Annotated in this window: 30 protein-coding genes; 13 read left to right on the top strand and 17 right to left on the bottom strand. The window is 66.0% G+C overall.

Going from position 1 to position 26,055, the window contains the following annotated elements; genetic code table 11:
• Positions 1–47: 47 nt before the first annotated feature.
• From FM111_RS00005 to FM111_RS00015, 3 genes are all read left to right on the top strand, one after another.
• Entirely contained in the window at positions 48–1,214 is a 1,167-nt protein-coding gene (locus FM111_RS00005; protein ID WP_373407945.1) for a phage portal protein, read from the top strand.
• On the top strand, positions 1,214–1,435 hold the full coding sequence (locus FM111_RS00010; protein ID WP_087138698.1) for a hypothetical protein: 222 nt from the start codon (positions 1,214–1,216) through the stop codon (positions 1,433–1,435). The genes FM111_RS00005 and FM111_RS00010 overlap by 1 nt, the downstream gene beginning before the upstream one ends.
• A 143-nt stretch (positions 1,436–1,578) precedes the next feature.
• Entirely contained in the window at positions 1,579–2,013 is a 435-nt protein-coding gene (locus FM111_RS00015; RefSeq protein ID WP_087138721.1) for an HK97 family phage prohead protease, read from the top strand.
• 7 nt (positions 2,014–2,020) lie between these two features.
• Here FM111_RS00015 and FM111_RS00020 read toward each other — a convergent pair whose 3' ends face one another.
• Positions 2,021–2,449, bottom strand: a complete 429-nt coding sequence (locus tag FM111_RS00020) for a hypothetical protein (protein WP_087138699.1) — start codon at positions 2,447–2,449, stop codon at positions 2,021–2,023.
• Positions 2,450–2,639: 190 nt separating this feature from the next.
• Here FM111_RS00020 and FM111_RS00025 point away from each other — a divergent pair, with 190 nt between their 5' ends.
• From FM111_RS00025 to FM111_RS16075, 6 genes are all read left to right on the top strand, one after another.
• Complete coding sequence (locus tag FM111_RS00025) at positions 2,640–3,818, top strand: phage major capsid protein (protein WP_373407944.1); 1,179 nt, start codon at positions 2,640–2,642, stop codon at positions 3,816–3,818.
• 189 nt (positions 3,819–4,007) lie between these two features.
• Positions 4,008–4,274 (top strand): head-tail connector protein, encoded by a 267-nt coding sequence (locus FM111_RS00030; RefSeq protein ID WP_087138700.1) that lies wholly within the window; start codon positions 4,008–4,010, stop codon positions 4,272–4,274.
• Positions 4,271–4,588 (top strand): head-tail adaptor protein, encoded by a 318-nt coding sequence (locus tag FM111_RS00035; protein WP_256968020.1) that lies wholly within the window; start codon positions 4,271–4,273, stop codon positions 4,586–4,588. Before FM111_RS00030 ends, FM111_RS00035 begins: the two co-directional genes overlap by 4 nt.
• A complete protein-coding gene (locus FM111_RS00040) occupies positions 4,585–4,992 on the top strand; it encodes a DUF3168 domain-containing protein (protein WP_087138701.1) in 408 nt (135 codons plus the stop codon). The genes FM111_RS00035 and FM111_RS00040 overlap by 4 nt, the downstream gene beginning before the upstream one ends.
• A gap of 1 nt (position 4,993) precedes the next feature.
• Positions 4,994–5,404 (top strand): phage major tail protein, TP901-1 family, encoded by a 411-nt coding sequence (locus tag FM111_RS00045; RefSeq protein ID WP_087138702.1) that lies wholly within the window; start codon positions 4,994–4,996, stop codon positions 5,402–5,404.
• Positions 5,405–5,608: 204 nt separating this feature from the next.
• Positions 5,609–6,088, top strand: a complete 480-nt coding sequence (locus FM111_RS16075) for a hypothetical protein (protein WP_143276003.1) — start codon at positions 5,609–5,611, stop codon at positions 6,086–6,088.
• On the opposite strand, the gene FM111_RS00060 is transcribed toward FM111_RS16075, so the two are convergent.
• On the bottom strand, positions 6,085–7,698 hold the full coding sequence (locus FM111_RS00060) for an IS1595 family transposase (protein ID WP_087138705.1): 1,614 nt from the start codon (positions 7,696–7,698) through the stop codon (positions 6,085–6,087). The genes FM111_RS16075 and FM111_RS00060 overlap by 4 nt on opposite strands.
• A gap of 231 nt (positions 7,699–7,929) precedes the next feature.
• Here FM111_RS00060 and FM111_RS16435 point away from each other — a divergent pair, with 231 nt between their 5' ends.
• Positions 7,930–8,283, top strand: a complete 354-nt coding sequence (locus tag FM111_RS16435) for a DUF6471 domain-containing protein (protein ID WP_218779142.1) — start codon at positions 7,930–7,932, stop codon at positions 8,281–8,283.
• A gap of 71 nt (positions 8,284–8,354) precedes the next feature.
• Here the strand turns inward: FM111_RS16435 and FM111_RS00070 are convergent, their stop codons facing one another.
• The 8 genes from FM111_RS00070 to FM111_RS00105 all read right to left on the bottom strand — a co-directional run bounded on the left by FM111_RS00070 (position 8,355) and on the right by FM111_RS00105 (position 20,476).
• A complete protein-coding gene (locus FM111_RS00070; RefSeq protein WP_087138706.1) occupies positions 8,355–8,858 on the bottom strand; it encodes a LysR substrate-binding domain-containing protein in 504 nt (167 codons plus the stop codon).
• A 116-nt stretch (positions 8,859–8,974) separates the two neighbouring features.
• Entirely contained in the window at positions 8,975–11,614 is a 2,640-nt protein-coding gene (locus tag FM111_RS00075) for an AAA family ATPase (protein ID WP_087138707.1), read from the bottom strand.
• Positions 11,611–12,732 carry a metallophosphoesterase family protein gene (locus FM111_RS00080; RefSeq protein WP_087138708.1) on the bottom strand — a complete coding sequence of 374 codons (1,122 nt, stop codon included), beginning with the start codon at positions 12,730–12,732 and terminating at the stop codon, positions 11,611–11,613. Before FM111_RS00080 ends, FM111_RS00075 begins: the two co-directional genes overlap by 4 nt.
• A gap of 50 nt (positions 12,733–12,782) precedes the next feature.
• A complete protein-coding gene (locus tag FM111_RS00085) occupies positions 12,783–12,992 on the bottom strand; it encodes a KTSC domain-containing protein (RefSeq protein WP_087138709.1) in 210 nt (69 codons plus the stop codon).
• Positions 12,989–14,788 (bottom strand): ATP-binding protein, encoded by a 1,800-nt coding sequence (locus tag FM111_RS00090; RefSeq protein ID WP_087138710.1) that lies wholly within the window; start codon positions 14,786–14,788, stop codon positions 12,989–12,991. Before FM111_RS00090 ends, FM111_RS00085 begins: the two co-directional genes overlap by 4 nt.
• Positions 14,785–15,981, bottom strand: a complete 1,197-nt coding sequence (locus FM111_RS00095; RefSeq protein ID WP_087138711.1) for an SIR2 family NAD-dependent protein deacylase — start codon at positions 15,979–15,981, stop codon at positions 14,785–14,787. The genes FM111_RS00090 and FM111_RS00095 overlap by 4 nt, the downstream gene beginning before the upstream one ends.
• Positions 15,982–16,119: 138 nt before the next feature.
• A complete protein-coding gene (locus FM111_RS00100) occupies positions 16,120–20,025 on the bottom strand; it encodes an ATP-binding protein (RefSeq protein ID WP_087138712.1) in 3,906 nt (1,301 codons plus the stop codon).
• A gap of 247 nt (positions 20,026–20,272) precedes the next feature.
• Complete coding sequence (locus FM111_RS00105) at positions 20,273–20,476, bottom strand: helix-turn-helix domain-containing protein (protein ID WP_087138713.1); 204 nt, start codon at positions 20,474–20,476, stop codon at positions 20,273–20,275.
• A 106-nt stretch (positions 20,477–20,582) separates the two neighbouring features.
• Here FM111_RS00105 and FM111_RS00110 point away from each other — a divergent pair, with 106 nt between their 5' ends.
• Both FM111_RS00110 and FM111_RS00115 read left to right on the top strand, forming a co-directional pair.
• Positions 20,583–21,104, top strand: a complete 522-nt coding sequence (locus tag FM111_RS00110) for a hypothetical protein (RefSeq protein WP_087138714.1) — start codon at positions 20,583–20,585, stop codon at positions 21,102–21,104.
• 30 nt (positions 21,105–21,134) lie between these two features.
• Positions 21,135–21,962, top strand: a complete 828-nt coding sequence (locus FM111_RS00115; RefSeq protein WP_143276004.1) for a hypothetical protein — start codon at positions 21,135–21,137, stop codon at positions 21,960–21,962.
• A gap of 15 nt (positions 21,963–21,977) precedes the next feature.
• Here FM111_RS00115 and FM111_RS16295 read toward each other — a convergent pair whose 3' ends face one another.
• From FM111_RS16295 to FM111_RS00130, 4 genes are all read right to left on the bottom strand, one after another.
• Positions 21,978–22,148, bottom strand: a complete 171-nt coding sequence (locus tag FM111_RS16295; RefSeq protein ID WP_179204969.1) for a hypothetical protein — start codon at positions 22,146–22,148, stop codon at positions 21,978–21,980.
• Positions 22,145–22,588: a hypothetical protein gene (locus FM111_RS00120; RefSeq protein ID WP_179204970.1), complete on the bottom strand. Its 444-nt coding sequence runs from the start codon at positions 22,586–22,588 to the stop codon at positions 22,145–22,147. Before FM111_RS00120 ends, FM111_RS16295 begins: the two co-directional genes overlap by 4 nt.
• Positions 22,589–22,882: 294 nt before the next feature.
• Entirely contained in the window at positions 22,883–23,536 is a 654-nt protein-coding gene (locus FM111_RS00125) for a DUF2163 domain-containing protein (protein ID WP_087138717.1), read from the bottom strand.
• 3 nt (positions 23,537–23,539) lie between these two features.
• Complete coding sequence (locus tag FM111_RS00130) at positions 23,540–24,151, bottom strand: DUF2460 domain-containing protein (protein WP_087138718.1); 612 nt, start codon at positions 24,149–24,151, stop codon at positions 23,540–23,542.
• A gap of 163 nt (positions 24,152–24,314) precedes the next feature.
• On the opposite strand from FM111_RS00130, the gene FM111_RS00135 reads away from it, so the two are divergent.
• Positions 24,315–25,013: a DUF805 domain-containing protein gene (locus FM111_RS00135; RefSeq protein ID WP_087138723.1), complete on the top strand. Its 699-nt coding sequence runs from the start codon at positions 24,315–24,317 to the stop codon at positions 25,011–25,013.
• Positions 25,014–25,133: 120 nt separating this feature from the next.
• Here FM111_RS00135 and FM111_RS00140 read toward each other — a convergent pair whose 3' ends face one another.
• Genes FM111_RS00140 through FM111_RS00150 form a run of 3 tightly spaced genes read right to left on the bottom strand, consistent with a single transcriptional unit; the run spans position 25,134 to position 25,988 of the window.
• A complete protein-coding gene (locus tag FM111_RS00140; RefSeq protein ID WP_087138719.1) occupies positions 25,134–25,667 on the bottom strand; it encodes a phage tail tape measure protein in 534 nt (177 codons plus the stop codon).
• Positions 25,660–25,833 carry a phage tail assembly chaperone gene (locus FM111_RS00145; protein ID WP_087138720.1) on the bottom strand — a complete coding sequence of 58 codons (174 nt, stop codon included), beginning with the start codon at positions 25,831–25,833 and terminating at the stop codon, positions 25,660–25,662. Before FM111_RS00145 ends, FM111_RS00140 begins: the two co-directional genes overlap by 8 nt.
• Entirely contained in the window at positions 25,833–25,988 is a 156-nt protein-coding gene (locus FM111_RS00150) for a hypothetical protein (protein WP_218779144.1), read from the bottom strand. The genes FM111_RS00145 and FM111_RS00150 overlap by 1 nt, the downstream gene beginning before the upstream one ends.
• Between the last annotated feature and the right edge of the window lie 67 nt (positions 25,989–26,055).

The raw sequence follows: 26,055 nt of genomic DNA on the forward strand, positions 1-26,055 counted from the left end.
CCACCTTCTCCCTCAAGGGGAGAAGGAAGATGGATATGGAGAAACACATGGATTGGCGACGACCGTTCGGTCGGCGGCGGATCGCTGCGCCCGAAATCAAGGATAGCCGCACGGGGCCGCTGATCGCCCTGACCGGCGCGGGCCGGGCGCGGTGGACGCCGCGCGATTACGCCCATCTGGCCGAGGAGGGGTTCGGCAAGAACGCCGTGGCCTATCGCTGCGTGCGGATGATCGCGGAGGCGGCGGCCTCTACACCGCTGATGGTGATGGTCGGGGGCGTGCGGACGGCGGATCATCCGCTGGCGCGGCTGATCGACAAGCCGAATCCCGAACAGTCGGGCGGGGAGTTGATGGAGGCGCTCTATGGCGCGCTACAGACGGCGGGCAACGCCTATGTCGAGGCGACCGGAGACGCCGACGGAGACGGGGCGCCGGATGAGCTGTGGGCGCTGAGGCCGGACAGGGTGAAGGTGGTCCCCGGAAGGGCGGGGTGGCCGGAAGCCTATGAGTATGCGGTCGGCGGGCGGTCGGTGCGGATCGCGCGACACGGCGACGGCTGGTCGCCGGTGATGCATCTGAAGCTGTTTCACCCGACGGACGATCATTACGGGTTTTCGCCGCTGGAGGCGGCGGCTTTCGCCATCGATGTGCACAATGCGTCGGGCGCCTGGAACAAGGCGCTGCTGGACAATGCGGCGCGGCCGTCGGGGGCGCTGATCTATGGCGCCAAGGACGGGGAGCGCCTGACGGCGGATCAGTTCGAGGCGCTGAAGGCGGAGCTGGGAGAGGCCCATGCGGGGGCGCGGAACGCCGGGCGTCCGCTGCTGCTGGAAGGCGGGCTGGACTGGAAGCCGATGAGCCTGACGCCGCACGACATGGACTTCATCGCCGGCAAACACGCGGCGGCGCGGGAGATCGCCCTGGCCTTCGGCGTGCCGCCGCAGCTGCTGGGGATTCCGGGGGATGCGACCTACGCCAATTATCGCGAGGCGAACGCGGCCTTCTGGCGCGGGACGGTGATCCCGCTGGTGCGGAAGGCGGCCGGGGCGATGACGGGCTGGCTGGGCGGGCGGTTCAACGACTGCCGGATCGAGCCGGATCTGGATGCGGTTCCGGCCCTGCAGGTCGAGCGGGATGCGCTGTGGGCGCGGCTGAACGCGGCGAGCTTCCTGACGGATGAGGAGCGGCGTCGGATGGCGGGGGTGGAGGCGTGATGGATTGGAAGAGGGCGCCGGTCGCCCTGATCGCGGCCTTGCTGGTGCAGACGGTCGGGGGGCTGGTCTGGGCTGGAGGCGCGGCGGCGCGGATCGCGGCGCTGGAGCAGCGGGTGGACGAGCAGAGGCTGGTCGCCGAACGGCTGGCGCGACTGGAGGCGCAGGGCGAGGCCGTGCGCGCGGCGGTCGAACGGATCGAGCGGCAGCTGGAGGGGAAGTGATGGCGCAGGGATTTCTCTCTCCCCTTCATGGGGAGAGTGTCGGCGCAGCCGACGGGTGGGAGGGCGTGGTGATGCAAGCTCGGCGTTTGAATAGTCTGGCCGGCCCCACCCGACTTCGCCCTGCGGGCTCAGCCACCCTCCCCATGAAGGGGAGGGAGAAAGGGGCGCTCGTTATCCAAGGCTACGCTTCGCTGTGGGGCGTCGCGGACCTGAACGGGGATGTGACGGCGCGCGGGGTATTTGCGGACAGTCTGGCGAAGACCGGCGCGGGCGGGGTGCGGATGCTGCACCAGCACGAGAGCCGCGCCGTGGTCGGCGTCTGGGACCGCATGATCGAGGACGAACGCGGCCTGTGGGTCGAGGGGCGGATCGTGGACTGGTCCGCCGAGGCGCGTTACGCCGCCGCCCTGACGCGGGCCGGGGCGCTGGACGGGCTGTCGATCGGCTTTCGGGCGATGAAGGCGCGGCGCGACGGGCGGCTCAGGGTGCTGAGCCGGGCGGAGCTGTGGGAGGTGTCGCTGGTGACGTTTCCGATGCTGCCGGGGGCGCGGTTCAGCACACAGACACTAAGCGGCTGATCGCGCGTCAGTCGGGCGAGGCGAGCGGGCGGTCGTCGCGGCGGCCGTGCAGGCCGGGCGTTTCCTGGCGATAGCCGCGCATGGCGATGGCGCAGGTTTCAGGCGTCTGGCGCGAGGCGACGGCGGGGCTGCGGCCTCTGTCATAGGCCTCACGCAGGGCGCGGCGCTCGGCCTGGTCGGCCGACGGAGCGTGGCGGCGGAGATGCTCCGCGAAAGCCTGGTCGCCGCCGCCGTCGCGATTGAGATGCTCGCAGGCGCCGAGGGTTTCGAACATCCGCAGATTGATCGCGGTGTAGGCCGAAAGGCGGCCTGGCCCCGGCGACAGCCGTTGCGCCTCTGACGGCGAGGCGGTCGAGGGGCGCTGAGCCGAAGCGTCATGCGCCGTGCATGACATGAGCCCAACCGCAGACAGGGCGGCGACGGCGATCTTGAACATTGATCCATCCCTTGATCCGAGGACGGCGTAGCACGGTTCCCCGGATGCACGAAGGATCGCACGCGTTCCGGGCCTGGCCCGGTTGACGGCGCGCCGCAGGACGGTCGCGCATTTTTTCTGGAGAGACCATGAAAGAGATCAAGACCGTCTCGGGCACGCCCATGCTGGCGGACTCGGGGCGCGCGCCGCCATGCATGAGATGATGGCCGCGTTCGAGGCGTTCAAAGGGGCCAATGACGCCCGTCTGGACGAGATCGAGAAGAAGGCTTCGGCCGATGCGCTGCTGGAGGAAAAGGTGGCGCGCATCGATCAGGCGGTGGCCCAGGCCCAGGCGCGCATGGACCGCGCGCTGAGCGGGAGCCGTCGTCCGATGTTGGACGCCGAGGCGCCCGCCGTCGTGGCGGCGCCGGAGGCCAAGGCGGCGTGGGACGGCTATATGAAGTCGGGTCAGGCGCATGGTCTGGAGCTGAAGGCGGGGCTGTCGTCGGCGTCGAACTCGGCGGGCTATGTCGTGCCGCCGGAGACGGAGCGCGCGATTGAGCGGCGTCTGATGGCGGGCAGTCCGATGCGCGAGATCGCCACGGTGCGCGCGGTCGGCTCGGGCGTGTTCAGGAAGCCGGTGTCGACGGCGGGGGTGCAGGCGGGCTGGGTGGCCGAGACGGCGGCCAGGCCCGAGACGGACCCGGCGACGCTGGCGTTGCTGGAGTTCTCTTCGGCGGATCTCTACGCCTGTCCGGCGGCGACGCAGAGCCTGCTGGACGACGCCCTGATTGATCTGGACGAATGGCTGGCGGCCGAGGTCGAGGACGCCTTTGCGGCGCAGGAGACGGCGGCCTTCGTCAGCGGCGACGGGGTCAACAAGCCCAAGGGCTTCCTGGCCTATGCGACGGCGACGGAAGGCACGCAGACCTGGGGCCAGATCGGCACGGTGGCGTCTGGCGCGGCGGGCGGCTTCGCCAGCGCCAGCCCGGTCGATAAGCTGATCGATCTGATCTATGCGCCCAAGGCCCAGTATCGGCCGAACGGGCGCTTTGTGATGAACCGGCGCACGGTCTCGACGGTGCGCAAGTTCAAGGATGCGGACGGGAACTATGTCTGGTCGCCGGCGACGCGGCCGGGCGAGACGGCCAGTCTGCTGGGCTATCCGGTCACCGAGATCGAGACCATGCCGGATGTGGCGGCGAACAGTCTGTCGATCGCGTTCGGGGACTTTGCGCGCGGCTATCTGATCGTGGATCGGGCGGGGGTGCGGGTGTTGCGCGATCCCTATTCGGCCAAGCCCTATGTGCTGTTCTACACGACCAAGCGCGTGGGCGGCGGGGTGCAGAACTTTGACGCGATCAAGCTGATGAAGTTCGCGGCTTCGTAAGGGCTGGCGGCGGGTCTTCCTTCTCCCCTGCGGGGGAGAAGGTGGCTCGTGAAACGAGACGGATGAGGGGGACGGGGGCTGCGTGCACCCGGTCGGCCGGTCGTCTGTTGAACCCTTCCCCTCATCCGAGCGCCTCCGGCGCCCACCTTCTCCCCCAAGGGGAGAAGTCAGAAAGCATAGGAGATCTGAATGACCGCACCCGTGAGCCTCACGGAGGCGAAGCTGTTCCTGCGTGTCGAGCATGAGGCGGAGGATGGGTTGATCCAGACCCTGATCGACGCGGCCAGGGCGCGGGTGGAGGGGGAGGTCGGGTTGAGCCTGACCTCGACCTCTGCGGCGCCGCTGAGGCTGGCGGTGATGATGCTGGTGATGCGCGCCTATGAGCGCGGCGACGGCGAGATGTCGGCGGCGCCGGTCGAGGGGTGGATCGCGCCGTACCGTGTGGTGCGGCTGTGAGCGCGGGCGCGATGAAGGTGGTGGCGACGCTGGTGCGGCCGGTGGCGGCGCAGACGCCCTATGGCGGACAGGTGGTCAGCTATGAGCCGGTCGGGTCGCTGTGGCTGGCGCTGGGCGCGCGACGGCGGCGCGAGCGGACGGACGCGGGCGTGACGCTCGCGGTGGAGACGCTGAGCGCCACGGTGCGGGCGGATCCGAGGCTGGAGGAAGGGTTGGTGGTGCGCTTCGGCGGGGCGGACTGGGGCGTGGTCGGGATCGAGGCCGACCCGAAGGCGGCGGGCCGGGTGCGGCTGGACCTGGAGCGGGGGCGATGACGGATCATGAAGGGGCGCTGGTGAAGGCGCTGATCGAACATTTGCGCGGCGACGGGGCGCTCAAGGCGTTGCTGGGCGATCCGGTGCGCGTCTGGGATGAGGCGCCACAAGGGGCTGGGTTTCCGCATCTGGTGATCGGGCGGTGTGAGAGCCGACCGCTGAACGCGGACGGCGGCGGGGTGGAGCAGCGGCTGACCCTGACCTGCGCCAGTCGGTTCAGGGGGCTGGAGGAGGCGCGGGCCGTGGCGACGGCGGTGCGGGCGCGGCTGGACGATGCGCCGCTGGAAGCGGACGGGGTGAAGGCGGTCAGCCTGGGCGTAACGTTTACGGACCTGTTCCGCAGCCCGGATTTGAAGCGGGCGTGGGCGGTGATGCGGGTGAGAGCCGTGACGGAGGAGATCTGAGATGAGCGCACAACGAGGCAAGGACATTCTGCTCAAGATCGAGGGCGCAGGCGGCGTCTTCACGACGGTGGCGGGGCTGAGAGCGAGGACGATCTCGCTGAACGCCAAGACGGTGGACGCGACCGACAGCGACAGCGCCGGGCGCTGGCGCGAACTGTTGGCCGGAGCGGGCGTGAAGTCGGCGGCGGTGTCGGGGCAGGGGATTTTTCGCGATGCGGCGTCGGACGCCCTGATTCGCGAGGCCTTCTTTGAGCAGGCGGCGAAGACGTGGCGGCTGATCGTGCCGGACTTCGGCGTGCTGGAGGGCGCGTTTTTGGTCGCGGCGCTGGAATATGCGGGCGAGCATGAGGGGGAGGCGAGTTTCGCGCTGAGCCTGGCCAGCGCGGGCGAGGTGACGTTCAGCGCGGTGTGAATGGCGCGACGTCTCTCCCTCCCCGTCCCGGGGAGGGTGGTCGCGAAGCGACCGGCATTGGGTAGCAAACGCACCTAGCGGCAAATTCTGCGTTGAGCGCGGGCGCGCGGCGTTTTATCCGCCGCCTACATGCAGGATGAGAATGTCAATTTGGCCCGTCGGCTAGGAGCCGTTTACGCAAAACTCCTAGGCGAACGCGAGCGCTTGCTGACACCGCCCAAGTACGTGACGCGGTCCGTCGCTGATAAGCGCGCGTATGAGGCGGAAGAAGGCGTTCGTCATGCGAGGGTAGCGGAGATCGAAGCTGCGTTGCCCCATTTCATTTACGTGCTGAAGGCGCTCGACCCTGAAATCGATGAACGCCAGATCAGACCCATTCGCCCTAAGCGTCGGAACCATGCACCAATGCCGAATGGGATCGCGGGAACTGCCATGGATATTGTGCGTGAAGCGCACACCCCCTTAGCCCCCTCTGAGATTGTCGCCATTATGGGGGAGCGGTTCGACCTCAACCTTTCCACTGTGCGCGAACGCCAACGGTACTATGACGCCATCAACCATGCGTTCATGGGGTCGTATCGTCACGATTTGATCCAGCATCCTGGCCTTGGCGCTGAGACCGATGCTGATCCCGGTTGGCGGCGACGCTGGTCGTGGAAGCATAGCGCGCCGACGAAGCCCTAACGACGCCTTTGGCGGCTCGGTCCTGTAGAAGGGGGCGGCCAGCGCGATGCTATTTCGCCAAAGCGTTTCCGGAGTTCGAGAAGGCGTCGTGCATATTCTCCGCCATTCGATCGCTGGACGTTCAGAGGAGAAGCGACCGCATTCAGCATCACTGTTTCAACATCACGCACATAGCCGCACGACTTGAAGCCAATAAGAGTGTTGGCTTTCAGCCATTCGCTGAGACCTGCTTCAACCGCCGTTCGCCCGTTATCCGACGCAAGTCCGATCAACTCTGGATTGAATTGAAGCGCAGCGAGAGTAGCGCGCAGATTCGACGTCTCGATGCCGCCAAGCAGATGCTGGGTCAGACGGGTGCGAAGACCATAGGTCTCGCCAGTGTAAACGTGGACGGCCGTTCCGCGCCGCCAAAGCGGTTTGTGATCCTGTTCGACGAAACCGCTGGCGCGCAGAAGATCGTCCCCCTCGCGAACGAAGAGCGCGTAGACGCCCGGCCCGTCGGGCACGGTGGCCGGATTGGAGACAAATTCTGCGGTGCTGACGAATTTGAAATTCTCCGGCCACGTTTTTTCAAGCGAGCAGCGTGGGCGATAGGGGACCAGTTCAACACCCTTTCGGACAAAGTCGGTTCGCCCCTTTTTGGGAGCGGGTTTCCAGCCTTCAATCGTCCCGTCGGGTTTGCAGACCGGACAAGTACGCTTCCGCCCCTGGAAATAACCCGCCAGCGGAGATCGGCCAGGACGGCTCATCCACGTCATCACCTCCCTGAACGCCTCGCCTTCCGGCTTCTTTCCTTTCGTCAGCGTCCAGGCTGCGTCAGCGGCGTACAGGTCAAGATAGTTTTGGGTGATGTGGCGGTGGATGCGCTCCATAATGCGCATCAAGGCCCACAAGGTTTCCACGCCGTTGGTACAGGCCTCGGGAGTGTAAAAGGCGGACGAATGATCAACCTGGAAAAGGGAAAACCGCCCTCTGAGCGGACCCCATCCAGCCGCCTTATCGGTGAACAGCACCGAACCAGGTTTTATCGCATCCGCGATGAAACTGCGTGCATGGGTCTCCTGCTTGGCGACCCAGGTGCAGATGCCTCCGCCTCTTTGACGAGCAGCGACAACACTAAGCGCGCGGTCATTCGCGCGGTAAGGAATTTTCCGCAGGTCTTTCCGCGTTTTTTTCATGTTCTTGGGGCGAACATGACCTCCGAAATAGGCGCCATCGATCTCAACCTCTCCTTCCAGGGAAGTTTCTTTGGCCTTTCGGCTAATTTCCTCTCTGATTTTTTGAACCCAAACGAAGGCAGTCTTGTAGTTTACACGACACCACTTGGCCAATTGTCGGATGCTAGTCGCCTGAACGTTCTCTGAGACCAGAGATATCAAGTACATCAGATTTCGATATTTGATCTTGGCGTTCGCCCAAGGCGTCCCAGATTTATCGGAAAACTGCCTCCAGCACCCCTTGCACTTGTAGATGGGGCGCGACTTGTACCGATTGACTGCGTCACAACCACATCGCTGACAGGTCGGCCGGCCTCCGAATTCGGCCCAGCGAAACGCCGCGAATTGCGCGCGCGCTTCATCCTCCGTCCAAGCGCCGACGTCGAAGGGCATCAGGGCTGTCGCCCGGCCAATATGATCGACACAAGAGATCAATATCCAAAATCGATGCGAATCTATCGATTTTGGTCATATCTAAAATTTGGGCGTCGTCAAGAAATTTGTATCCAAATTTAATGACAACCGCACTTTTTTTGGTTGCGCGCTCTTTCTGATCGGCGGGAGGAACTATAAACTAAGATTCGCATGTGGCCTGACGATCAGGCGCGCTTTCCGGAAAATCACATGATCGATCATGAATTCCCCCTCTCCCTGGAAAAACGGGATTGGGCCGAGATCGCCAAGGGCATGATCAAGGCGGAGATGAAGCGCAGGAACTGGAGCTATTCCGATCTGGTCGAAGCACTGGATGCCGTCGGGGTGAAAGAGAGCGAGGCCAACCTGCGGAATAAGATCAGTCGCGGTAATTTTTCGGCTGTCTTCATGCTGCAAACGCTGGACGCCATCGGCTGCACGGTTCAGGCGGTCCCGAGGGGGGGCTCCTATTCCGGAACCCGCCGGTACCCCGAATTGACGGCGCGACTTCGGTCAATGACCGAGAACGCTAAATCGTCTTCAGAAGAGCAATCCGACGAATAAGCGTACCTTGATGCACGGCAGGTAGATCAAGCCGCAGGCAATGGCTGTCGGCTGAAGTCCAACGCACGCCGCTATCGGACCCGCAGAGCATCGACGATGATCTGGAAGGCACGCAGGTTCTGTCGCCGGCTGGGATAGTAGAGGAAGTAGCCGTCGCATGGCGGCGACCAGTCGTCGAGGACCAGTTTCAGAGCGCCCGACGCCAGGGGCACCGCGACCATGCTGTCGGGCACATAGGCGACGCCCAAGCCGCTGATCGCCGCGTCGACCATGGCGTAGGAATTGTTGAAGGTCAGCTGCCCGTCGACGCGAACGCGCCAGGCCTGGCCGTCTTTCTCGAATTCCCAGGCGTAGAGGCCGCCCGAGGTTTCCTGACGCATGTTGATGCAGCGGTGGCGGATCAGGTCCTGCGGATGCGTCGGCCGACCGTGCGCCGCTAGGTAGTCGGGCGAGGCGACCGCGACCAGCCGCCAGTCCGACCCGATGCGGACCGCGATCATGTCCTTCTCGACGCTTTCGCCCAGACGGACGCCAGCGTCGTAGTCCACACGCACAAAATCCTCCAACGACGTCATGGTCCGCGAGATGGAGGCTCTCGTGGAACAACTCGGTCTTGATGTCGGGATCGCGCCACGCGATTTCTATCCGGCGGAGCGGATATTGGCGACCGCGACCGGTCCTGACCTAGGCGTTAAGCCTGTGCCAACGAGAGGCGATGGCCCGCGACATGGCGGAACGCTTTCGTGCGGCAGGTCAGCAATATAATCTGCATGCGCTCGCTGGCGGTGGTCAGGATATTGGTCATCAGTTCGAACCGACCATCATCCGAATAGACCAAGGGATCGTCGAGGATGAGGGACACAGGTGCGCCCCTGTCCAGCAGGAGGTCCGCGAAGGCCAGGCGGGTAAGCACCGCCAGCTGCTCCTGGGTGCCCCGGCTCAGGTCGCCGCTTGCCTCCGCCGTCGATCCCCTGGTCAGGGCCGTCAGGCTCATCTCCTCGTTGAACCGGGGCTCGGCCCCCGGCAGGACCTGTTCGACATAATGGGCCACCCGCCGCGTGACCGGCTCGAGGAAGGCCCGCGCCGTCTCGCCGCCCACATCCGACAGGGTTTGCCGCAGAAGCTCCAGCGCGTCGGCTTCTGCCGCCAGCCTAGCTTGTCGCTCCAGTGCGGCCTGATGCTGTTCGTCCGCCTCAGCCGCCAGGCTCGCCGGGCCCTTGGAGCCCTCGTTGTCGATCAGGGATTCCAGCCCGCCGATCTGGCTGGCGAGATCGATCTGCTCCTGCTGGCCCTGCGCCTGTTCCCTTACGATGTTGGCGATGCCCTGGGCAATCCGCGCGACATCGAACGTCCCCGCCAACTGCCTGACCTGTTCCAGCGCCTCGGATCGACGTGCGAGTTCCTCCTTGAGCGCTAGGCAGGACGCCTCCACCGCCTGCAGATCGCCCTCCTGCTCGGCGGCCTCGAGAGTCTGGCGGGCCTGCCCCAGGCCACGCGCCAGGTCGGCGCGCTCGGCTCCAAGGCGGGCCAGGGTCTTGTCATGCTCGTGCGCGACGGCCTGCTGGGCCTCCAGACGCGCCCGGGCCGTCTGTTCCTCTTCACGCGCCGATTGAAGCGCCGCCTCGAGCGCCGCCAACTCGACGGCCGGGCCGTCGGGCGCCGTATCGGCCACATCGCCCAGATCGATCAGCAGAGCCTTCAGCGCCGCCGAGCCGGGCGCCAGCCCCAAAACCGGCTCGCCCGGGCAAAGCCGCTCTATCTGTTGCCTGAGTGAGGCGATCTCCTCGATCGCATTGGCAGCGCGTTCGGCGCGCGCCCGCGCGGCGGCCACGGTCTCCGATCCTAGCGGCACCAGGGCGCTCGCCAACGCAGCTTCGGCGGATTTCAGTTCGGATTCGGCGGCCAGCCCCGTCGCCCCGGGCGGCGTCACCACGACCCTTGCCGCCTTCCCCACAAGGAATTCTGTCGGACGAACGAGGTCGCGCCGTCCCGGTTCGGCGGCCCGACCATCCACCGTCAACGCCACGTCCGACAGGAGTTCGATCTCGACCGCCACTGCGCCCAGTTCGAAGGCGATCCGCGCCTCGGTGACCTTCAGGTCGAGCGCGTCCAAGGCCTGGAGATCTGCTGCGTCGATATGAAGCCTCGCCGTCTCGTCGCGCTGCGCGATCACTTCCTCGAGTCGGCGGATTTCCGCGTGCTGGGCCCGGATGCGCTCCACGGCGCCTTGTTTTTCGCGCTCCGCGAAATACGACCTGGCCTCGATCAGGGCCTTGTCTGCCACTCCCAGACGCTCTCGGGCTTCGGCGAGGTGGTCACGGTTCGCATCCAGGGCTTTCAGCGCCGCCGCGAACCCGACCTCTTCCTCGGATTGGGTGAGTTCGGACTTGGCGAGGGCTTCAGACAGGTCCACAACCTCCTTGATCGCCGAGCGATGGCGCAGCAGGCGCTGTTCGAGGTTCAGCACGGCCGCCGCCGTCTCGCCGAAACGCGCTTCGGCGGTTGATAGCCTCAGCTGGCTGTTGTCCGCCGCCTTCTTGTCATCGTGAAGCCGGCGCAGCCGTTCGGCGATTTCCGGATCCGCGAGATCCCGATCGAGCAGCCGCCGGCGCGCGCGCGCCTCCTCGAGGCCAGCGAGAGCGCCCTGATAGGCCGCCAGCTTCGCGGCGGCTTCGTCGCGCCTTGAGCGGGTCGCCTCCACCTCGGCCTCGGCCGCCGCGAGCCGGCCCGTGGACTTGCCGGCCCGGCTCGTCCGGTACTCGGCATAGGCCTCCTCGACGCGCGCCTTGACCAAATCGAACCGACGCCCGCCCAGGACGACGCCGACCTCGGCCTCGAGCGCTTCGCGCACACTTTCCCGAACCAATTGGCCCGGCGCAGCGACCGACAGGGCCGTGGCCTGTTCGACCCAAAGCAGACCGAGAACGCCGCGCGTTTCGGGATCGCTCCCTCGATTGTTGCCTTTCTCGAAGCCGAGCAGATCCTGCAGTCGCTCTTCGGCCGCGTCGCTCTCGAGCCGCCCTTCCGGCCCCTCCAGCAAGACCGAAGGTGCCTTGAGAAACTGCTTCTCCAGCCGCCAGCGCTGTTGATTGATCTCGAACTCCACCGCGACACGCGGCGCGACATCGTCGCCGAAGGGACAGAAGGACCGTACAAGCTCGCTCTTGGCGGAGTGACGCACGAAGAAGGCCGCGCGAAGCGCCTCCAGAAGCGTGGATTTGCCCGTCTCATTCGGCTCGACCACGATGTTCAGCCCGTTGCTGAACCCGGAGATCGTCACGGGTTTGCGGAACTTGCGAAAGTTGGCGAGCGTGAGTTTGCGAACCTTCATGACGACGCCTCGTCACCGACCCGCAAAGCCTCGATGTAGAGCCGTTCAAGCGCGGCCCTGGCCGTATGGGCGCTCACCTCTCCCGACCGGGAGGAGGCCAGCAGGCGTTCGGCGACGAGCGCCAGGACGCCCTGCACATCGATATTGGATAGGTCGTCGTCCGTGGGGCTGGCGAGCAGATCCTCGCTTCTCGCCTCCAGCCAGCGAAGGGCGTGCGCCACATCCTGTTCCAGCCGCTCGAGCACCGCCACCCGCGCGGCCAGGGAAACAGCCCCCGCGACGGTCAGTTTGAGCAGGGTTCGGGCGGGCTTGCAGGATGCGCGAAACGCGTCGAGTTGGTGCTCGAAATCCTTCGCGTCGGAGAGCTCCCAATGCCGGGTCAGCCACCGGAACCGGCCGGTCTCGACACGCTCCAACCTGGGCGGCGCGCCGAGCCGGACGTCGGCGACGATGACGCTGCCGGCCTCGTCGCGACCGAAGCGGTCCACCTCCGGCGTGCCGCTGTAGGCGGTGTGGGCGTTGATCTCTAAATGCCCGTGCCAGTCCCCAAGAGCGAGATAGTCCAGCCCCGCCGTCCGGGCGCGATCGGGGGAGATCAGGTTGGAGGAGTCGTTCGACCCGCCGAACTCCGTGATGGAGCCGTGGGCCAGCCCGATCCGCGTCGCGCCCGGCGGCGTGGCCATTTCGCCGAAGCCCGCCGTGGGATCGTCACGGTTTCGCCTGTGGTCCAGCGGGGCGGGCAGCAGCCAGGCTCCCTCTTCCAGCATCGTTGCCACGGGCGTGTCCAAAATCCGGACTTTGTCGGGCGCCCTGGCGCGCACGCGCGTCCACAGGCCGGCGGCCCGGGCGTGATCGTGGTTGCCCGGCATCAGCCACCAGGTCACAGGCGCCTGATCCATTCTGGACAGCGCCTGGCCGAGGACGCGGTCTCCCGGGTCGATGTTGTCGAACACATCCCCGGCCACCACGACGTGTAAGGCCTGGTGGGCCAGCGCGACCGCCGCGATCCGGTCGATCACCTCGAAACGCGCTTCCGTCAACGCGGACCGGACATCCTCCGGAAACCCGCCGAAGGGTTTCCCGAGCTGCCAGTCCGCAGTGTGGACGATCTTGACCATGAGGCTTCTGTCCTAAACCGCCACTTGGGCGGCCATCAAGACCCGCAGCCTCACTGCTTCTGATACGGGTAGCGAGGCTTGATGTAGGCGTTCAGGTAGGTTCCGTGGGACCCGGCGGCCATCAGGGCGTCGTACTCTGCCTCCGGTACATTCAGATAATGATAGACGGACCCATTGAGGAACTCGACCTCGAGGATCTGAAGGGCGGCATCGTAGCCGATGGACGCGATATTGCTGGAGCTGACGGGTTGGCGGATCATGGCTTCACTTTCTGGATTTTCGGTTTCGACCAATTCGGGTTTTGCGACCGCCAGGCGGCGGCCAGTCGTTCGTAATCCTCGTCTTCCCTGGGTCTGGCCCAGGCCTCGGCGACATCGGGATCGGCGCTGTTGGGCCGCTCGTTCTCCGGTGGAAGATTGATCCGGCAGCGGATCGGCAGGCGCGCCGCCTCTCCCATGATGATCGCCTCACCGGTCCTCAGGACCGGGAGGGTGTCGACCAGTCCCCCGAGGCTGTCCGGCAGGGCGGCCTTGACCTTGCTCTGGTCCGCGCTGTTGGACAGTCGCAGCGCCATCAGCGATCCGCACTGAGAAAGGATGGTCTCGTCGATCTCCGAGGGTCGCTGACTGACGATCATGGCGCCGACGCCGAACTTCCGGCCCTCCTTGACGACCCGCTGCACCATGTCGCGCGCCGGATTGTTGGTATCCTTGCCGAGGTAGCGGTGGGCCTCTTCCATGACGATCAGGCTTGGACGGGCCCGCCCGCCTTCGGGAAGCGAGCGCCCCCAGAACATCGCTTCGTAGGTGATGTTGAGAATCCCGCCGATCAGGTGGATCAGGACGTCGCTCGGAACACCGGACAGGTCGAGAACGGTGATGGCCTTGGGGTGACCGAACCAGCCAGCCAAGAGATCCGGCAGTTCCTTCGCAGGCTTGCCCTTCAGGTCGGGCTCCCATTCGCCCGGATGCAGCATGAAGTCGTACTGGTGATCAAGCAAACGCGATCGCATCTGGTTCAGTTGGCGGCGGAGGCCGAAGACACCGACCGTGTTCTGGTGAGGCAGGGCTGACCCGGCCCCTGCCGGTTCATACTTCGGCATGCGGAGGGCTTCCGCATCCCCCTCCGCCTCCAACGCCGGCACGGTGCGCGCCGCGTCTGACCAGGTCCTGTATTCCGGATCGACGAGATCAAACCAAAGCTGCTTCAGGCTGAACGGCAGGGGCGTGTTGGCCGTCAGCGCATTGACATCTACGCCTGCGACACCAGGGGCGACCGCCAGCTTGGCCTCTTGGATCCGGTCAAGTATGCCTGTGTGAGCGCTCTCCGACACCTTGCCCAACAGGAATTCAATCAGCTGGGCGGTGTCCAGCGCCCAGTAAGGGACGTGAAGCGGCCGGTCATCCGCCTCGGTCGGATTGATACGGAACACGGTCGCGATCGACTTGAGCGCGTCGCCGTACTCGCCGTGGATATCGAGCAGGAGAATGCGGGCACCGGGGCTCTCGTTGCGTCCGCCGGATTTGCAGATCGATCGAAGCAAGCTGGCCACGGTCGTGGACTTGCCGGACCCGGTCGAGCCCAAAACGGCGCTGTGTCGTGTGACCAGCTTGTCCAGATCGATCCTGACCGGGATGCTTTCGGCTCCCGCCAGCCGGCCGATCACGATCTGTCCCATGTCATCGAGGCCGTAGATCCGCCCGAGATCGTCCTCGGTGACCAGATGGACCTCGTCGTTGATGCCCGGATACTGGCTGATGCCGCGCTCGAAACTGGTCTCGACGATTTCGCCGACCAGCTGGACCGTCATCCAGCTTTCCCCCCGCTGCCGGGCGTCCACGAGAGTCCCGGGCGTCGCCTCGGCTCCGACCTCCGAAATGACGCCGTAGAGGTCGTGATACCCTTGGGGGATCCTCACGAAACTGCCAACCTGACCCACGCGATAGCTGCGTCCGCCGATAATGGAGATGCCGGAGGCGACCGACTCCGATTGCCGCACGCTGACGGTGGAGCCAGCGACGTTTCCGACCCGGCCGAGGAATGTCGGCGCGGTCACGCGGCAGGTGCCGGCGCAAGCGCGACCGCCGGCGCCGGATCGAAGGCCTGCGGAGACCTGGAGTTGGCGAAGAAACGGGCGAAGGCGTCGATGGCCCCCAGCTGGAACTCGGGCGGCTCCCCCTCGGCGCTCGATGCCCAGTAACTCTTGCGGATCGGCCCCCAGTCCTTTGTCGGCAGATCCCCCGGCGCCGACCAAGGCGCGGCCACTCCGTTGATGACGGCCTTGTCCCGCGCATAGACACTGAAGTTCGAGCGTTTCGTCGCGAGATCGACTGCGCAGACCTCCTTGTCGAGGGTCTGGTACTGAAAGGCAAACACGCTGGAGGCCGGATTGGCGGCGAGCGCTTCGCTGATCCGGGCGGTGATGTGGGCGTCCGCATAAGAGAAGCCGACCGACACCAAAAGGGTGTCTTCGGTTGCCAGGAACGCCCGCAGACGGTCGAGCAGCGCCGCATAAGGTGCCTTCTGGGTCTGGTCGTATTTCAGATGTTCGGGGAAGATCAGGTGGGTCGCATTGGGTTGACCGGTCCGGATGACCTCTCCTCGCCCGTTGGCCCGCCATCCCAGCGACCCATGCAGTTTCCAGAGCTTGCTCCAGCGTGGCGACAGACTGTCCTCGGACACCGAGGCAGGATCGAAGAAGGCTTCGCGGGATCCGGAGAAGCCGTCGAAATACGGCGCCTGGGCGCGTTCGAAGGCCTCCTCGAACAGAAGGTCGTAGTTCGTGGTGAAGACCTCGACCGGATGGGCGCGCGATGCGCCGGTGATCCAGCTCACCAATTCAGTGTAGGGTGAGACGTCCGGGGGAAGCCGCACATCCACGATTTTGCCGATCTCGGCGCAGATGGATTCGGCCATCTCCCGGTAACCGTCGGCGTCCAGACCATGCACCTGGGTGGAGCCGATGACGGTCGACAGGGACCGGATGCGAGACAGCAGAGTCTCGATATCGTGGGTAGTCAGGTCAACCTTCAATCCTTCGATTTGCGCCGCGTATTTCGGACCGAGGGTGTTGAGGACTTGGGTCGTCAGGCCGGCCACGGCCGGAATAAGCGGCTTCGAGCCGTCAGCCCGGCACATTCCCGCTGGCGCGCCCGCCCCGACAAGTACGGCGATCCTTTTGCGGCTCTGCGCAATCAGGGTGCGTAAGGCGGCCATATACTGATCGGGATTGTGGACGCTGACGCTCAACCTGTGCCCCCCTTGGTGATTCGGCGCTGGACACATTTTCCGGACCCCGACTCAACCTTGACGGTAAATCTCGCACCAAGTTGCGCCACACTCCAGATTGAAATGCGAAAGTTGAAGCCAATCTCGATCCAGTGATTGTCATTTCACCTCACCGTCGTCGAGACACGCTGCAGCGGCCTCGGTCGCCTCGTGATCGATCAGGCCCAGTCGGGACAGGATGAGACCTTCGGCAAACGGCGTCACGACGCCTCTAACCATACCGATGTAATCCTCCGCCAAGGTCGGAGAGATCGTCTGGTCGGAGCCTTCAGTGGCGACCCGCTGCGCCGCCTCGCACAGAAACATCGCGGCATCGCCCACCATCGGATCAGGATTGTCGCCGAGGAAGGGGACGAGGGTGTCGAGGTCGGCGGTCAATCGGTCGGCCATCACATTGAAGAAGGCCTCCTCCTCTTCATTGAGTTCTCCGTCACGCTGTCGGCTCATGAACGACAGGGCGAAGGCCGCGTCGATGCCGCGCTCGAAACGCTGCCGGGCCTCGCTTTCCGGCAGAGGCGGGAACGGCAAATGGTCCTTCCAGTCCTGCAGGAAGGCTGTGAGGGGGAGGACTGAGCGGATGTAGACGAACCCGACGGGCGCCACATGCCCCTGCACCACCGGCGCGAGACTCAGGGAGCCGTCCAACTCGAGGGCAAGGCCGCACTCCCCGAGAACCGGCTCGAGCGGAAACAGGTCGAACACTGTCTCCATCGGGACAAGCGCCGCATACTCCACTTCGGGCCATTGCCAGCCGCGCGCCCTCTCGGCCGGCCGCGAAATGACCGTCGCGGTCACCCCGCGCGTGGCCAGCGCGACCCGGATGGATTCGCTGGTCTGTTCCGTCCTTCGCTCGGCACGCGTCCGCGCCCGGTCGGCGGCCCGTTGCAGGACGCTGTGACGGCGGCTCATCGTGCCGAACTGGAGCGCGGCCGTTTGTCGAGACGAGGGGTCGTTCACGGCGTCGCCCAGGACGGCACGGATATTCCACAGCGTCGCCTCCAACACCTTAAGTGGCTCGATCGGGGGCTCTCCGGTGTTGCGCCAGACGGTCGGATCCTGGAGCTTCAGCGCCTCGCGCGCCAGATCGACGGTCCGCACGGCGATGAGATTGGGCTTGTCGCTGATCCCGTCCGTCAGCTCCGTCATCAGTCGCTCGAGCCCGGTGACGAACCCATGCAAATGATCGTGACCTGCCATGGCGCCGGCGGCGAGCGGTCCGCCTTGAACATTGTCGACGGGCGGCGGACTGACAAAGGTGGTCAGCAGTTTGCGGACCTGGAGGAGAGCCAGCCAGCGCGCGTCAGGCCGGGTTTGCCGGCAGTAGAAGTCGCCCGCCTGCTCGACCCAGCCCGCAACCTCCCGAATAGCCGACGCCAGGAAGGTGACGCGCCCCGTCGCCGTGCCCGTTGCGACCAGCCGGCTGATGGCGCGGGACTGCGCCCGGTTCCAGGCGACGGCGGCGTCCGGTATCACCGCCCTTCGGACGAGCCTGAGCGTTGCCATCGTGTGATCGCCCATTCCGGCAGGCTGACCGTCCGCCCACACGGCGTCGCAGACAATCCGTTCGGCTCCGGGGGCCACAGCCGCCAGTTTGCGGCAGTAGGCGACCGCAGCAGCGTGGATGTCAGGCTGCACCTCCGGGTGAACGAACTTCAGGTTCGAGAACACCGCGGCTTGCCCTTCGAACTCTCCGCAGGTCGGAGGCGTCGCCCACGCCGTCTCGGCACAGAGACGGTCCAGCAAATGGTCGGTCCCGCCTGCAGCGTCGACGAGGGTCTGCGCCGGTTCAACGCCACGCATCCGCGCCGTCTCTAGGAGCGGTATCAGCGAGCCTAGGTCGGGATCATCGAGCTCCGGAGGAACGAGCGTTATGGTCGGCGGCTCGGGCGCACCGTGAAGGGGCAGCAGCACGGCGGCTAGGGCATTGGCTTCGGTCCAGTCCAGTTCAGGCGGCGACACGCCGTCCTCAAGGCGGTCGAGCAGCGCGCGTCGTCGATCCGGAACCGTGAGCGTGACGAAAGCGGCCCGCGCTCGGTTGAAGTTCGCGAAGATGGGATCGTCCTCGAACTGGGAGTTCATCGACGCCAGCATGAACAGGGTGTCCGCGCTGCGATCATCGAGTTCGGCTTCCCTGGAAATGTCCAGCCAACGCGTGGCCACATCGTCCGCCGTCGCCAGACCGAGGCCATGGAACGCGCCGATCCAGGTCGCGGCATCCGCGTCTTCAAGGCGCTCGACCAGGCCGTCCATCAACACTGCCTCGGCCTCCGGCCAGCGCCGCAGCACACTCGGAATGAAAGCGGCCAGACTGGCGGGGCTGAGCGTCGCGAGCGCTGCGGCGATCGCAACCTCCGACGTTTCGCCGAGCAGGGATCGCACCGCCTCGTCCAAGTGTTGCGACCGAATCTCGTGAAGACCCGCGATGGACCCATCCGGACGTACCCGGATGGTATGCTCATCGACCAGCCTCTGCATGGCCTGGGCGAAGGCGATCTCATCGAGATTTTCGCGCCCACGGAGGCGGATCGGGTCCACCGCGCCGCCGTGGGCAGAGGCGCAGGCGACCGCGCGGAGCACACGCAGCTCGGCGCTACGGCCTTCGGCGAGACGGCGCCGCACCTGCTCCCGGATCGTTTCGGCGAGACGTTGGCCCGCTGTGAGCAGATGGACGTACTCGAGCAGCAGCCCTTCGCTTCGTTCGAAAGGCTCTCGCCAGTGGGCGAACTCTACCGAGCCCTGCGCATTCAGCGCCGCCCAGAGCCGCGCCGCCAGATCCTCGTTGAGGGTCGGACGGATGGCGCGGGTCCGAGTCGCGGTCGCCAACAGGAACAGGTCCTCTTCGCGAACCGTAGCCAGAGCGAGCAGACCGGGAGTCTGTTCGACCTCCTTGATCAAATCATCCCAGCCATCGGTCGTGTCACGGCCAGCATCGTCGAGAACGAAGCCGACCGGACGCTCGGTCGTGGCCTCGAGGCGTCTGGCCAGAGCCGCAATCCGCCCCACGTCGCCCTGCCTCAGACTCCTTAGCCTATACCAGCGGACCGTATGGCGAGAGTGGTAGGCGGCAAGCCACGCGAGCGCTGACTTGCCAGCGCCCGACGGTCCGACGACCAGGGCAGCCCTCCGGCTCTCAAGCGCCTCGAGTACTTCGGCGACGGCCTCGGGTCGATCGAACACGAGGCCCGCGCCAACGTGGCCGGGTGCTGTGTTGACGCCGGAATAGAAGCCCTCGGTCGGCATCGTCGCCGCGAAATCCGCGATGTCGGCCAGTCCCGCAGTCAGGTCCAGATATCCAGCCGGATCGATCAGGCCGGTGGCATGGTCGAGCCGCTCCTGCACAGTCGATCGACCGAGGGTGAAGATTGCAGGAGGTGAAGCCCGATAGTTCCGATCCGCGTGATCGCCTGCGATGTCCCGCAGCATCTGGGCGACCAGCGTCCGGGCCGCCGGATCAACGTCTGAAGGGGCGAGGGCCTCGGCGCAATGCGTGAGCGGCTCGGGTTCGACGACCACGCTGACCCGGTCCATCAGCGCGTCCAGATCGAAGCCGTCAGGAAGCTGGGCGCTCAGCGCCTCGGTCAAGGCATCCACCCGCTGACCCGCGGATGCGAGGCTATTGAGAAAACCGGTCTCCATGAGGTCGGCGGGCGGTCGCTCAAGGACGACCGCGATCCGGTATCTGGGGTCATCGATCCATCCTTCGGGGAGATCGACCGCCGCCTTTGCGACGTATCCGGCGATCTCTACCGTGCTGAACAGACCTCTGGGATCGTGCCGGGATTTGATCTGGATCCTGAGTTCGAGGTCCTCGCCATGCAGCGTGACGTCATCGACGCCTTCCGGGACGACCGTGACCCACGCCGCGCTGCCGGACCAGGCCTCCGCGGCCAGCCAGGCCGCAACCGCATCCTGATACCGGAAGCCCCTGCCGGCGCGCGCGCCGCTCCGCGTCCGCGCCCAGAGCTCGGCGTCGATTAGATGCAGTTCGTCCGGCTGCAAGTCCATAGACCAAGACCCTCCTCCCACGCCCGCAGCCACACCAAGGTCGGGCCGGGTCGAAGAGATCAGATGGGTATCCGGCGCCTACGTCACTATGGGTCGCTCGACCGGAGGCGCAGGTCCGCTGTGGAAACCCACCAGCTTCTCACCGACCGGCTAGACATGCCGCGTATCCGCAGCCGGGTGACCTCTCCCGCAGACGTCATTCAAAAGCAGACATTCCGAACCGCCGCATTGTGTCAAACGCCGCTGTTCAATCGAACAATTGCGCAGGATGAATCTCTAGCGCTTCCGCCAACTTCACCAAGAAAGCCAACGAGGGGTTCTCCTCGCCGCGCTCAATGCCTGCGAGATAGCGCATCGCCATACCCGCTTCATGCGCAAGCGCCTCTTGGCTGAGCCCTTTCGCTCGCCTCAATCGCCTCACATTGGCGCCGACTCGGTCCTCCCATCGCATGGGCGCATGGGGACTGCGACACCGCTCAAGCTCTAGGAACTATCTTGCCTAACTTTCTGGCAACTCTTCATAGGCACTATGTTGCCTATTGATAGGGAGACATATCGTGACCAAGGGCATTCTGCTGGCTGGAGCCATGCTGACGTTGAGTTTGACCGCCGCAGGGCCCGCATCTGCGCAAGCCGACGCCTGCTCGACGAATGGCGGCTACCCGCCCGGCAGCCCCAATGCGGTCATGGCGCGGATGCGGAACATCGCCAGCGGCGCCTATGCGGCTTGCGTCGAAGCCCAGCGCGCCCGCACGCCGCCCGTGAACTGGACGCCGACGCGTATTCGCGCCGCCGCGCGTCAGGCGGTCACGGACAAACTCCGCGATCCGTCGTCCGCCCAGTTTCGGAACGTGCGCCGCATCGAGCACTCCAACGGCTCGACCATGTTCTGCGGTGAGATGAATGGCCGAAACGCCTATGGCGGCATGTCGGGCTTTCAACGGTTCGAGGCCGGCGTGGATCGCGCAGGCGACGCCTCGGCCTTGATCGACGGCGGCGAGGAACTGAACGCCGCCTACTTCGAAGGCGCCTGGAACCAGTTCTGCGGCCGCATCGCCGGCACGCCGGTTCAGTTCTGACGGAGGGGGACGATCGTGGGGATGAAGTCGATGTTTCCTAAGGCTGCTGTCGTCGCTGCCATGGTCGCTCTGGCCGGCTGCGCCACCACGCCGCCAGCAGAAGTGCGGATGATCCCGACGGCCGACCACGGCGTGGGCGTGCGCTTCTCGCGCGGCAACGCCCTGATGGTGTCGAACGGACCGTCCGGCGCGATCATGCTGCTGCCGGTCCGCTACAACGACACCCAGAAGTTCTTCTTCTCGATCGCCGCCTTCAACACCTCGGGCTATCCGATCAACATCGGCTCGGAGGATGTGCGCCTCTATCTGGATGGGCAGCCCTACCGCGTCGAGGATTTCGACTACCTGCGCCACACGGCGCGCACGACCGCGCAGCGTGAGATGAACCTGGCCTGGGCCGACGCGGCGGTGGAGTACTTCCTCACCCTTCAGGAAATGGAAGACCATCCGCGCCGCCACGACATCGCCTACCGCAGCGCCTCGGGGCAGTTGCAGGCGTCGCACGACCACATCCAGCGGCGCCTTCGCCAAACCATCTCCACCCTGGGACGAACCATGCTGGAGACGACGACCATCGACCCCGGCACGGCGCATGGCGGCGCCATCCTGGCGGAGCAGATTGTCATCCCTGACGGCATGGTCCGCGACATGGTGATCGAAGTGCGCTTCGGCGGCTTCCCTCATCGGTTCCGACTGAACCTGGCGCCGTCGGGCACCTATGCCCCCACGCCGGTCGACATCCCGGCCGTCCCCGCCCAGGTCACGCAGGAGCTCATGCGCACCCGCGAGACCTGGCACTGGACCGACGGCCCGCCGCCCTCGCCGGCGATCTTCAAGGGCATGCCGGTAATCGAATAGGCGACGCTAACAAGATCAGCCGCAACTAACCAGCGCACGCAGCACGAACGCCTTTTCACTGCCGCGAGCGACAGGGCGACCATTATGAAGTCCGACGAAGTCGGCACCGCCAACAGGGTCGCGCGTGATTTCCAGCAGGTCATCTCCCTTGGTCAAAACCAAGGGATAGAGGCACGGGTTGGTCATTGAACAACATCCCATAGTTGGGCGAACCCGTCCTTTCCGACAGGATGCAGCACGCCCTGATTTCGTTGATTCCGCAGACATGCGCGCACGCGTTTCAGCATGACGTCGAGTTGCACCACATCTTCGACGCGCATGCCGCGCCGCTTCATGACGCGTTCTGTGATCGTTCGGGGCGGTAGCGGTTCACCCGCCTCCCGCAGCACATCCAAGAGGATGTTGGTAACCTCGCCTTTCTGCGAGCGTTTGAATGATGGGCGACTAGGGCGGATTGCGCTGATGTCGATCGAAGCGTCGAGAAGCCGAATAGCGGCTTCAATATGCGCCAGGTCATCCGTCAATTTCTGAACGGTTGATCGGGCCTGATCGGCTTGGCTGGCGATCTCTGCGTATTTGCGGACGAGCGCATGCAACGCCAACGGATTATCAGCGCCTTTCGGCACGAGTCCTTGTCTTATCGGCATATCTCCTGTCGCGGGCGGCACGCTCTGGGATCAAGAGCATGGTGGCCTGACGCTTCCCACAAAACGTCGGCTACAGGGACAATCTACCAAAAATCATTGAAAATCATAAGCTTGGGTAGGTGCGCTTGCTACCCAATGCCGGAAGCGACCGGGTGGGGAGGGCCAGGCGATCCAACCTCTGCGTCTGATCAGCCTCGCCGCCCCCACCCGGCTTCGGCTTCGCCTCAGCCACCCTCCCCGGAACGGGGAGGGAAAGGTTGGCGCTGATCTCCCTCATCGCCTACGGCTCCGGCCGTCATTGCGTCCCGCTGCCGGCCGCGCCGTCAGGAAGTCCTCGCCCGGAATGTCCGGAAAGCCCTGAAAATTAACCCCATTGCCGAACACTCCCACGCAGGTCGCCCACCGCTTGTCGCAAACCCGCCCCGCGACCGCCGCCGCATCCAGCCTGCAGCGCCCATCGCCCAACACCGCGTCGCAGCCCCGGCTGTAGGTCCGCCCGACCACCCGTTCCAGCGCCGCCATCGGCCCGTCCAGATCGGCGACGAAGCGCCCGTTCTCCCTCCGGATCCGCGCCAGCCGCCCCTTCCACAGCCGCACCCTCAGGTCCGGCCGCATCCAGTCCACGCGCCACAGCTCGACCTCGGCGGTGTCATACCGCCCCGCCGCTATGTCCTCTTCGGTGATCGCCGCATCATCCAGCCCGCCAGACGCCGACAGCGACCCCGCCGCCAGTCCGACCTCGCCGTCGCCCGCCCCGCCGGTCCAGCCGCTGGCCGCCCGGCACGCCACGCCCTCGACCTCCAGATCGCGGTCATGGTCGGTGAAGCCCATCGCCTGCCCGTCCGTCCGCCTCAGCAGCCAGACATGGCACAGCGTCGCCGCCCCGCTCTCGATGCGGGCGGCCAGTTCGCTTGGAACATTCCGCATGGCTCAGACCCGCACTTCGATCAGAGGCATGGCGACCATCCGCCCGGCGCCGAAGCTCTCCAGCGTCACCTCCATCCGGTCCGCGTCGAACCGCACCGGCACGTCAAAGGCGAAGCCCGCGCTCACCGCCGCGCCCTGCGGCGGCGCCGTCGCCAACGTCACCCGCCCTGTGACCGCATCCAGATTAAAGGCCGCCGTCTCCACGCCCCCTACGGCCACCCGCACCGACCCTTCGACCGGCTTGGCGATGATCCGCCGATGATCGCCGTAAGCCTTGCTCAGTTGGAACACGCGCGTCTGCCCGTCCCCCGTCCCGATCGCCTGATCCAGCGGCGTCACGGCCGCCCCCGGCGCCCCGCTCCTGAAGTCCGCAAAGTCGCGAAACCGGAACCCGTGCAGCCGCCCGCGCCGCGCCTCAAAAAACTCGGTCAGCGCCGCCATGTCGTCCAGCGACCGCAACCCCGCCCCGATCAGATACCGCCTGCGCCCGTCCGCCCACGGCGTCGAGCGCCGCTCGAACCCCGAGGCCAGCGTCGTGGTCTCCGTCCTCCGCTCGACCCCGCCGGTCGAACCGAACGCCAGCCGCGCAGGCAGGCGCACCTCATGAAAGGCCATGCGTCCTCGCTCAAATTACCTGGATTGCGTCCCGTCGCGGGACAGGTTGCGAACGTCTCGCGAAAAACTTCACCTGACGGCAGTCTTCGGGTTGTCCGAACGGCCAGGCTCAGCCATGCTTTCGCCACATCACGGCGAAGCCGTTCAACGACAGGAGATCCGCGTGCGCGGCGAAATTCTCAGCTATGACGACACCTCGGGCGCGGGCCTGATCAGCGGCGACGACAGCATCCGCTACGGCTTCACCCGCGCGGACGTCCAGGCTGGCGGAACCGTCGCCGTCGGCGCCCGCGTCGACTTCGTGCCGGAAGGCATGGAGGCCACGCAGGTCATGATCCTGGCCTCCACCGCTCCCGCCGCCGCCTTCGGCCAGGCCGCCGCCTCATCGACGGGCGGCGCCCCGCTCGGCGCCTATGACTTCGCCACGGCTCTCTTTTCCTTCAACGGCCGCCTGCGCCGCCAGCATTTCTGGATCAGCTGGCTGATCCTGTTCGGCGTGGGCCTGGTCCTGAACTTCATCCCGTTCCTGAACCTGCTGGGCCTCGCCCTGCTGTGGCCGCACCTCGCCATCGGCGTGAAGCGCCTGCACGACATGGGCAAGGCGGGTTGGCTCATCGCCATCCCCTACGTCGTCATGATCGGCGGCTGGGTCTTCGCCTTCATGTCGATCGGCGTTTCGGCCCTCATGAACGCCCAGGCTCTGGAGAACGAAGATCCCGCCGTCATCCTCAGCACCTTCGGCCCCGCCCTAGGCATCCTCAGCCTGACCTGGCTGGTGGCTGTCGGCTTCTGGCTCTGGATCGGCATCACCGACAGCCAGCCCGGCGACAACAAATACGGCCCGAACCCCAAGGGCGAATAAGCTCTAAAGGGCGCTCTCCGGAGCGCCCTTTTTTGTTGCGCTATCGCTTGGCGCGCCGGCGCCTCATTGCTTCAGCGCAGCTTGTCTGCGCTATCGCTCGGCGCACGGCGCCTCGCTGCTTCAGCGCGCGCCCAGGGCCGCCGCCCGCGCCAGCATCCGGGCGATCTGCGTCTCCGAACGCAGCAGCCCTTCGGCCCCGCCGTCCACCGTGACGTTGACCGTCACCCCCGCCCCCGAACCAAAGCGCCCGTTCGTCGGCTCGATCGTCCCCGCACCTGCCGGACGGAACACTTCCGGCCCGCGCTCTCCGACCAGATAGGCCCCGCCGCCCAGCACCGGCCCGCCGTCCGCCCGCGCACCGCCAAAGCCCCCCAGCGCCGCCGCTATGGCGCCCGACAGTCCGCCGCCGCGCGCACCCGCCGCCGCATTGACCGCGTTCAGCACCGCACGCGCCAGCTCGGCCAGCGTCACCTCCCCGTCCGCCGCCGCCCGCGTCAGCGACCGCGTCAGGCTCGCCCCCGCGCGCCCGAACGCATCCTCGATCGAGGCCGCCGCCCGTTCCGCCGGCTCCTTCAGCGCCTCCAGCGCCGCCGCGGCCTCAGCCGCCCTCACCGGCACGGCGTCGATCCCGTCCGGCCTGAAACCATCAGTCATCCGGCCACATCTCCCTCATTCGCTCCAGTTCCCCGCGCCCCAGCGGCGCCGCCTGAACCGGCCCCGCCGTCAGCATCCGCCATTCCCTCAACGACAGCCGCCAGAAGCCTTCCGGCCCCACGCCCATCCGCGCCGCCGCCTGCATCATGTCCACCCAAGGGGTCATCAGGCGGCCGCCGCAAAGGCCTTCGCCACCGCCTCCGCCGCCTCGCGCGGATCGACCGACGCGCTCGCTAGCCCATCCGCCAACGCCGTCTCCCCCCCGCCGCGCAGCAGCGCCGCCAGCACCACCATCAGATCCCGCGCCGACAGCGCCTTCATCCGCTCCGCCAGCGCCGCCCTCGCCGGCGATCTTCAAGGGCATGCCGGTAATCGAATAGGCGACGCT

It is taken from the genome of Brevundimonas diminuta 3F5N (genome assembly GCF_900163625.1).
GTDB classification, from domain to species: Bacteria; Pseudomonadota; Alphaproteobacteria; order Caulobacterales; family Caulobacteraceae; genus Brevundimonas; species Brevundimonas diminuta_A.

Bases quoted from the DNA above. Each gene is read 5' to 3' on its own strand.
- FM111_RS00140 (WP_087138719.1), bottom strand. From the start codon at position 25,667: ATGACTGATGGTTTCAGGCCGGACGGGATCGACGCCGTGCCGGTGAGG.
- FM111_RS00115 (WP_143276004.1), top strand. From the start codon at position 21,135: ATGTTTCCTAAGGCTGCTGTCGTCGCTGCCATGGTCGCTCTGGCCGGC.
- FM111_RS00030 (WP_087138700.1), top strand. From the start codon at position 4,008: ATGACCGCACCCGTGAGCCTCACGGAGGCGAAGCTGTTCCTGCGTGTC.
- FM111_RS16295 (WP_179204969.1), bottom strand. From the start codon at position 22,148: ATGACCAACCCGTGCCTCTATCCCTTGGTTTTGACCAAGGGAGATGAC.
- FM111_RS00010 (WP_087138698.1), top strand. From the start codon at position 1,214: ATGGATTGGAAGAGGGCGCCGGTCGCCCTGATCGCGGCCTTGCTGGTG.
- FM111_RS00060 (WP_087138705.1), bottom strand. From the start codon at position 7,698: ATGCCCTTCGACGTCGGCGCTTGGACGGAGGATGAAGCGCGCGCGCAA.
- FM111_RS00070 (WP_087138706.1), bottom strand. From the start codon at position 8,858: ATGACGTCGTTGGAGGATTTTGTGCGTGTGGACTACGACGCTGGCGTC.
- FM111_RS00105 (WP_087138713.1), bottom strand. From the start codon at position 20,476: ATGCGATGGGAGGACCGAGTCGGCGCCAATGTGAGGCGATTGAGGCGA.
- FM111_RS00005 (WP_373407945.1), top strand. From the start codon at position 48: ATGGATTGGCGACGACCGTTCGGTCGGCGGCGGATCGCTGCGCCCGAA.
- FM111_RS00145 (WP_087138720.1), bottom strand. From the start codon at position 25,833: ATGACCCCTTGGGTGGACATGATGCAGGCGGCGGCGCGGATGGGCGTG.
- FM111_RS00125 (WP_087138717.1), bottom strand. From the start codon at position 23,536: ATGCGGAATGTTCCAAGCGAACTGGCCGCCCGCATCGAGAGCGGGGCG.
- FM111_RS00025 (WP_373407944.1), top strand. From the start codon at position 2,640: ATGCATGAGATGATGGCCGCGTTCGAGGCGTTCAAAGGGGCCAATGAC.
- FM111_RS00075 (WP_087138707.1), bottom strand. From the start codon at position 11,614: ATGAAGGTTCGCAAACTCACGCTCGCCAACTTTCGCAAGTTCCGCAAA.
- FM111_RS00045 (WP_087138702.1), top strand. From the start codon at position 4,994: ATGAGCGCACAACGAGGCAAGGACATTCTGCTCAAGATCGAGGGCGCA.
- FM111_RS00015 (WP_087138721.1), top strand. From the start codon at position 1,579: ATGAAGGGGAGGGAGAAAGGGGCGCTCGTTATCCAAGGCTACGCTTCG.
- FM111_RS00150 (WP_218779144.1), bottom strand. From the start codon at position 25,988: ATGAAGGCGCTGTCGGCGCGGGATCTGATGGTGGTGCTGGCGGCGCTG.
- FM111_RS00040 (WP_087138701.1), top strand. From the start codon at position 4,585: ATGACGGATCATGAAGGGGCGCTGGTGAAGGCGCTGATCGAACATTTG.
- FM111_RS00080 (WP_087138708.1), bottom strand. From the start codon at position 12,732: ATGGTCAAGATCGTCCACACTGCGGACTGGCAGCTCGGGAAACCCTTC.
- FM111_RS00020 (WP_087138699.1), bottom strand. From the start codon at position 2,449: ATGTTCAAGATCGCCGTCGCCGCCCTGTCTGCGGTTGGGCTCATGTCA.
- FM111_RS00085 (WP_087138709.1), bottom strand. From the start codon at position 12,992: ATGATCCGCCAACCCGTCAGCTCCAGCAATATCGCGTCCATCGGCTAC.
- FM111_RS00100 (WP_087138712.1), bottom strand. From the start codon at position 20,025: ATGGACTTGCAGCCGGACGAACTGCATCTAATCGACGCCGAGCTCTGG.
- FM111_RS16435 (WP_218779142.1), top strand. From the start codon at position 7,930: ATGATCGATCATGAATTCCCCCTCTCCCTGGAAAAACGGGATTGGGCC.
- FM111_RS00130 (WP_087138718.1), bottom strand. From the start codon at position 24,151: ATGGCCTTTCATGAGGTGCGCCTGCCTGCGCGGCTGGCGTTCGGTTCG.